General features: G+C 53.2%; 1 protein-coding gene. It reads left to right on the forward strand.

Annotated features, from left to right (window positions below; all coding sequences use genetic code 11):
• Positions 1–646: hypothetical protein (locus V6D20_01305; protein ID HEY9814435.1), on the forward strand; the 646-nt coding region annotated here is incomplete at its 5' end.
• Positions 647–1,221: the final 575 nt, after the last annotated feature.

A 1,221-nucleotide genomic window follows, 5' to 3' on the forward strand; every position in this document is an offset into this window, starting at 1 on the left:
CCCCCAGCAACATCACGAAACCAGGATGGCTGATGAAATTAAGACCTTTCTGACCGCCTTGGCCGAGATGATCCTTGAGAATGGTGCTGAGAAGGATGGGTTGCTTGCTGCACTTGAGCAGGAGGAGAATCCTGTGCAAAGCTACCTCAGCGAACTGAATGCCATCAAGCCAGAGTCGTATCGTGTGCTTCCTGAGGTCATGAGGCAGCAACTAGCCAATGGGGCTCCCGCGCTTGTGAATGTCCTCACATCTTTGAGGTCCCGACCGCAAGTACGGACTACATCCAAATGGGGCTACTCTACCGTTCCAGCTGTAGATGGGCCACGGCTCAAGGCGATCCCAGGCAAAGACAAAGTCATCTGCACGACCTGCACTGCGCAACATGCCCCAACTAGAATTCCTGTCACATTGGCAGCCGACAAACAAAAAGTGCACAAGCACTTCCAGAAATATCATCCATTGAGCGCCAAGGAGTTGAGTGATCTCAAGGACGCTATGAAAGCGGGGACGCTTCCGGCCGCTGTGTCGTCCCAGTATGTGAAGCCAGGCTGGAAGTGTGGCGGGTGTGGTCTTGTACAGCAAACACGTGACAACGTAACGCGGAAGCATGAGCTCAGCAGCGGTGGCCTCTGCAACGGACAGTAAGCTACTCCACGACCACCACCACCACCACCCCTAGATGCCTGAGCGCAACTTCCCTTTGGAATCTTTGCCTCTCTTCTCTCGTGCCTGCCCCCCACTACCTTCTCTCTTGTTAAATGTCTAGTCAAGCCGTAGAGTGTTTGGTGATGCCTGGCGGCTCTCGGGGTGCTGTGGAAGAAGCACACATTGGACATCGCTATGAGCACATAACGGGATCCTCAGGACTGGAGAGAGAGGCGGAGCTTCATGCGGTGCTGGCAGAGTATGACTTGGCTGAAAAGAAAACGGACGAGGTAAGGCCACCCCGCCATCCAACTTTACACAGTGGCGTGATACATTTTCACCGCTCTCCAATGAGGCTGAAGCCCGCTATATCAACCTGCCCACTAGTGTCGATGGGCTGCACAAAAACTTCTCTGCATCTTATGACCAACACCATGTTGCTGACGTTACTGCGTTGACCTGGACCCGTGCCCATTTCAAGGTAGTCCTTCATGCAACTGACCTAAACAGGAGAATGCTCAACAAGGCTATCAACAGGTGGCCATCTCCTTTGTGAAATTCCTCACCACTGTGTA

The organism is Candidatus Obscuribacterales bacterium, assembly GCA_036703605.1.
Lineage (GTDB): Bacteria > Cyanobacteriota > Cyanobacteriia > RECH01 > RECH01 > RECH01.